3 protein-coding genes and 1 pseudogene are annotated in these 4,994 nt (G+C 76.8%); all 4 read left to right on the forward strand.

What is annotated here, in order from left to right; genetic code table 11:
- Window positions 1-387 precede the first annotated feature (387 nt).
- Entirely contained in the window at window positions 388-1,071 is a 684-nt protein-coding gene (gene mtrA / locus HGCM_RS09845) for an MtrAB system response regulator MtrA (protein ID WP_019136675.1), read from the forward strand.
- Window positions 1,072-1,084: 13 nt separating this feature from the next.
- Window positions 1,085-2,845 (forward strand): MtrAB system histidine kinase MtrB, encoded by a 1,761-nt coding sequence (gene mtrB, locus HGCM_RS09850; protein ID WP_019136676.1) that lies wholly within the window; start codon window positions 1,085-1,087, stop codon window positions 2,843-2,845.
- Entirely contained in the window at window positions 2,842-4,509 is a 1,668-nt protein-coding gene (locus HGCM_RS09855) for an LpqB family beta-propeller domain-containing protein (RefSeq protein WP_026075387.1), read from the forward strand. The genes mtrB and HGCM_RS09855 overlap by 4 nt, the downstream gene beginning before the upstream one ends.
- 95 nt (window positions 4,510-4,604) lie before the next feature.
- Window positions 4,605-4,994: pseudogene (locus HGCM_RS19865) on the forward strand (hypothetical protein); the annotation flags it as partial.

Consider the following 4,994-nt stretch of genomic DNA (forward strand, 5'->3'; position numbering starts at 1 on the left):
AGCGGGGGCGGCGCGCGGGCTGGCCGTACGACGGCGCCGACGGCTGCGCGCCGCCGTAGAGCGGTGCCGGCGCGGGCAGCGGCTCCGGGGGAGGCGTCCGCGGCGGCCGGCGGCTCGGGCCGCTCGTCGGGACCGCTCCCGGCACGGCCCTGCGCGTCGTGCTCGCTCATCCGCTGCGTCCTGCTCCTTCGACGGGGGAGCGCCCGCGGTCGGCCCGGGGCGTGCTGGCGCCCCATCGTGCCACGGTGCACGTGCGCGGCGCGGGTGCCGTGCGGGCGGGTGTGCACGGTCGCGCCCGGCCGCCCCGTCGCCTCGGCGCTGGTCACCCGGCCGGTCACCCGCTCGGCTGCGCCGGGCGGGCCCCGGGCGGGTGCGAGAATGTGCGCCATGAAGGGACGCATCCTGGTGGTCGACGACGACACCGCCCTGGCCGAGATGATCGGCATCGTGCTGCGCTCCGAGGGCTTCGAGCCGGTCTTCTGCGAGGACGGCGACGAGGCGCTGGGCGCGTTCCGTGCCGCGCAGCCGGACCTCGTCCTGCTCGACCTCATGCTGCCCGGCAAGGACGGCAACGAGGTGTGCCGCCAGATCCGCGCGGAGTCCGGCGTCCCGATCGTCATGCTGACCGCGAAGAGCGACACCGTCGACGTCGTCCTCGGCCTGGAGTCCGGCGCGGACGACTACATCTCCAAGCCGTTCAAGCCGAAGGAGCTCGTCGCCCGCGTGCGCGCCCGGCTGCGCCGCAGCGACGAGCCCGCGCCCGAGCACCTCACGATCGGCGACGTCTCGATCGACGTCCCCGGCCACCGCGTCGAGCGCGCCGGCCGCCCGGTGTCCCTCACGCCGCTCGAGTTCGACCTGCTCGTCGCGCTCGCCCGCAAGCCGTGGCAGGTGTTCACGCGCGAGGTGCTCCTGGAGAAGGTCTGGGGCTACCGGCACGCCGCCGACACCCGCCTCGTCAACGTCCACGTGCAGCGCCTGCGCTCCAAGATCGAGCACGACCCCGAGCAGCCGGAGATCGTCGTGACGGTCCGCGGCGTCGGGTACAAGGCGGGCGTGACGACCCCGTGAGCAGGAGGCCCCCGTGCCCTCGCTGAGCGCGCTCGCAGTCCGTGCCGGCCGCACGTGGCGGCTCGTGCGGGCGCGCGCGCTGCGCCGGCTGCGCGGGTGGCGGCACGCGTGGCGCAGCTCGCTGCAGGTCCGCGTCATCACGACGACGATGGCGGTCGGCCTCGCCGCGCTGCTCGCCGTCGGCGCCTACGTCGGCGAGCGCACGCAGCAGGGGCTGTTCCAGGGGCGCGTCGAGCAGCTGCTCGAGGAGAGCGCGCGCAGCACGCGCCAGGCGCAGGAGACGTTCAGCAGCTCCACCGCGACGACGGGCGTCGAGGTGCGGCACCTGCTGGAGGACGTCGCGAAGGCCCAGCAGTCGGGCGGCGCGGGGGAGCGGGAGGTGTTCCTCCTGCGCGCGCCCGGGCAGACCTCGTCGGTGTCGGTCGCCTCGGCGGCGTCGGACTCGTCGCTGCTCGGGCTCGTCAGCAGCGACCTGGCCACCGCCACGGGCGCGGGCGGCCAGCGCTGGCAGTCGGTCGAGTGGCCGACGGCGGACGGGCGCACGGTGCCCGCCGTCGTGGTGGGGCAGAACGTCGACGTCCCGGTCGTCGGGACCTACCAGCTGTTCTTCCTCTACAGCCTGCAGGCCGAGCAGGACCGCCTCGACTTCCTGCAGCGCACGCTGGCGCTCGCGGGCGCCGTCCTCGTCGTCCTGCTCGGGACGATGACCTGGATCGTCACGCGCCAGGCCGTGCGCCCCGTGCGCAACGCCGCCCTCGTCGCCGAGCGGTTCGCCGACGGCCACCTGTCGGAGCGCATGCCCGTCAAGGGCGAGGACGAGATGGCGACCCTGGCGCGCTCCTTCAACGAGATGGCGGAGAGCCTGCAGGTGCAGATCCGCCAGCTCGAGGAGCTGTCGACCGTGCAGCGCCGGTTCGTCTCGGACGTCTCGCACGAGCTGCGCACGCCGCTCACGACGATCCGGATGGCCGGCGAGGTCATCCACGCGTCCCGCCTCGACTTCGACCCCGCCGTCAAGCGCTCCGCGGAGCTCCTGCAGACCCAGCTCGACCGCTTCGAGGACCTGCTCGCGGACCTGCTCGAGATCAGCCGGTTCGACGCGGGCGCCGCCGTGCTCGACGCCGAGAGCCGCGACGTGCGCGACGTGGTGCTGGCGGCGACCGAGCACGAGAGCGCGCTCGCGGACCGCCGCGGCTCCTGGCTGTCGGTGAGCATGCCCGAGCAGCCGTGCGTCGCGGACATCGACCCGCGCCGCGTGGAGCGCGTCCTGCGCAACCTGCTCGTCAACGCGATCGAGCACGCCGAGGGCAGCGCCGTCGTCGTGACGGTGGGCGCCGACGCGCAGGCCGTGGCGGTGAGCGTGCGCGACCAGGGCGTCGGGATGACGGCCGCCGAGGCCGAGCACGTCTTCGACCGGTTCTGGCGCGCCGACCCCGCCCGGGCCCGCACCACGGGCGGCACGGGGCTCGGCCTGGCCATCTCGCTCGAGGACGCCCACCTGCACGGCGGCTGGCTCGACGCGTGGGGCCGCCCGGGCCGGGGCGCCGTCTTCCGCCTGACGCTGCCGCGACGCGCGGGCATCCGCCTGGAGCGCTCGCCGCTGCCGCTCGAGCCGGACGAGCCGGTCGAGCAGCCGACCGTGGGCGAGCGGCCGCGGACCGACCCCGCACGCCTGCCCGTCCTGCCGGACGAGGGCGGGCGCCCGCGGACCGGCGAGATGCCGGTGGTGAGCGTGCCGGGCGCGCGGCTCGCGGACAGGCAGGAGCACCGATGACCAGGACGCCTGCGGTGCGTGCGGGGCGGGCGCTGCTCGTCGCGCTCGTGCTCGCGCTCGGCGCGTGCGCGGCCATCCCCACCGCGGGGCCCGTCCGCACCGGCGACGCGCAGGTCGACGAGAACCCCGGCATCGACGTCATCTCCGAGGGGCCCCGGCCCGGCGCGAGCCCGGCGGAGATCGTCGAGGGCTTCCTGCTCGCCGGCTCGACGGGCTTCCCGGACTTCGTCACCGCCCGGGAGTTCCTCGCGGGCGAGGCGCGGGCCACGTGGAAGCCGCTGGAGGGCGTCGTCGTCGCCGGCTCGCTGGAGTACGACGCGTCGAAGGAGACCGAGGTCACCGCCGACGTGCCCGTCCTGGCGCGGGTCGACGCCGACGGGCGCTACGTCGAGGCCGCCCCGGACGCCCGCGAGCAGGTCACCTTCGAGCTGCAGCGTGCGTCCGACGGCGAGTGGCGCATCGCGTCCGCACCCGACGGCCTGATCCTGCCGCGGTTCGTCTTCGACGCGCAGTTCCGCCAGACGCCCGTCTACTTCCTCTCGACCGACCTCACTCACCTCGTGCCCGAGACGCGCTGGTTCCCGATGCGGACGCTCGCGACGTCGGTCACGCGGGCGCTGCTGGCCGGGCCGTCGGCCTGGCTGCGGGACTCGGTGACGACGGCCGTCCCCGAGGGCGTCCAGCTCAAGCCCGAGGCGGTCTCCGTCGACGTCGACGGCGTGGCGCAGGTGGGGCTGACGCCCGCCGCCACGGTGCTCGCGGCCGACCGCGGGCTCATGGTGTCCCAGCTGGAGGCCAGCCTCACGCAGATCGCGGGCGTGGGCGGCGTGAAGGTGCAGGCGGACGACGTGCTGCTCACCGACGCCGCGACGCTCGAGCCGGGCGCGCCGACCGACGGCGACCTCGAGTACCTGGCGGACGGCCGCCTGCAGCGGCTCGACGGCGCCGAGGCGTCCGACGTGCCCGGGGTGGGCGACCTGGCCGACCTCGACGTGCGCGCGCCCGCGCGCAACGAGGACGGCTCCGTCCGCGTGGCGCTCTCCGGCGACCGGCTGGTGACGCTGCCCACGACGCAGGACCCGTCGACCGTGCTCGTCCGGGGGAACGGCCTCGTGCCGCCGTCGGTGGACCGCTTCGGCTGGGCCTGGACGGCGCGCGCCGGCGGCGAGCTGGTCGCCGCGCGCGTCGGGGCACCCGCGCAGGTGGTGGACGCGCCCTGGCTGGAGGGGCGCACCGTCCGCTCCGTGCGCGTGGCGGCCGACGGCGCGCGCGTCGCGGTCGTCTCGGCCAGCGCGGACGGCGTGAGCGTCGACGTGGCGGGGATCGTGCGCGACGGGTCCGGGGCCCCGCAGCAGCTCGGCGCGACGGCGCTGCGCGCGGGTGCGTCGCTCGTCGACGCGCGCGTGGTCGAGTGGGCCGACGAGTCGACGCTCGCGGTGATCGGCCGGGCGCCCGCGTCCGGCGCGACGAGCGACGTCGTCAACCTGGTGCCCGTCTCCGGGCCGACGACGGCCAAGCCGGAGGTGCCCGCGATCGAGTCCCTCGCCGCCGGACGCACGCTGGTGGCCGGCTCGCAGGACGGCGTCCTGCGACGGCTGGTCGGCCCGTCGTGGGTCGCGGTCACGGGCGTCGAGGGGGCGCACGACCCGAGCTACCCGGGCTGAGCGCCGGCCGTCCCCAGGCCCGGCCAGGCGGTCCGTCGTCCACCGGGGGTCCCCGCGCGCCGGACCCGCCCGGGGCTCGGGGGCACGCTGCGGGCATGACGAGGGCGGACGAGCGGTCGCCGGGACGGCTCGCCGCCTGGGCGGGCGAGCTGGCCCGGCTCGTCCTGCCCGTCGCGTGCGCGGGCTGCGACGAGCCGGACGTCGGCTGGTGCGGTGCGTGCGCCCGCCTGCTCGGCGCCCCGTGGCGGTGCGAGCACCTCGCGGGGCGGCTCGACACGCTCGCCGGGCCGCCCCCGGCGCCCGTGTGGGCGACGAGCCGGTACGTCGACGAGGTCCGCCGGGCCGTCGTGCGGTGGAAGGACCGGGGGCGCCAGGACCTGTCGGCGCCGTTCGCCGCGGCGCTGCGGCGCGCCGGCGCCCGGCTCGCGCCGGTGCTGGCGGCGTCGGGCGGCACCGCGCTCGTGGTGCCGGTGCCCTCGTCGGCC

The organism is Cellulomonas massiliensis JC225 (assembly GCF_000312005.1).
Classification (GTDB): domain Bacteria; phylum Actinomycetota; class Actinomycetes; order Actinomycetales; family Cellulomonadaceae; genus Cellulomonas; species Cellulomonas massiliensis.

Bases quoted from the DNA above. Each gene is read 5' to 3' on its own strand.
- mtrA (WP_019136675.1), top strand. From the start codon at position 388: ATGAAGGGACGCATCCTGGTGGTCGACGACGACACCGCCCTGGCCGAG.
- HGCM_RS09855 (WP_026075387.1), top strand. From the start codon at position 2,842: ATGACCAGGACGCCTGCGGTGCGTGCGGGGCGGGCGCTGCTCGTCGCG.